General features: G+C 64.0%; 1 protein-coding gene. It reads left to right on the top strand.

Going from position 1 to position 350, the window contains the following annotated elements; all coding sequences use genetic code 11:
* The first annotated feature begins 11 nt into the window (after positions 1–11).
* A complete protein-coding gene (locus J0A65_RS28040) occupies positions 12–176 on the top strand; it encodes an aminopeptidase (RefSeq protein ID WP_416135341.1) in 165 nt (54 codons plus the stop codon).
* The last annotated feature ends 174 nt before the right edge of the window (positions 177–350 follow it).

The raw sequence follows: 350 nt of genomic DNA, 5'->3' as shown, positions 1-350 counted from the left end.
ACAACGCCAAGCTGCTGCCCTTCGGCCTCTATGACCAATGGGTGCCCGCCTTCGCCGCGCTGTTTGCCCGCGAAGGCCGCGACTGGCCGGCCTTCTACGCCGCCGTCGCCGCTCTGGGCCAGTTGCCCGCCGAACAACGCCATGCGCAGTTGACCACCCTGCAGGGTGACGACTAGAACTGCCGGGCAATCTGCCAGTCCAATCTCATAGGTCACCCACAACCCTGGAGAGACGCGCGATGCAACGGATGATCCCTGCCCTGGCCCTGCTGATGCTTGCAGGTGGCGCGCTGGCAGCGCCCAAACCCTGCGAGGAACTCAAGCAGGAAATCGAAGTGAAGATTCAGGCCA

The sequence above is a fragment of the Bowmanella yangjiangensis genome, assembly GCF_017255015.1.
In the GTDB taxonomy this organism is placed as follows: Bacteria; Pseudomonadota; Gammaproteobacteria; order Enterobacterales; family Alteromonadaceae; genus Bowmanella; species Bowmanella yangjiangensis.
The sequence above is the reverse complement of the archived record's forward strand: the minus strand, read 5'-3'. Positions and strand labels throughout refer to the sequence as shown.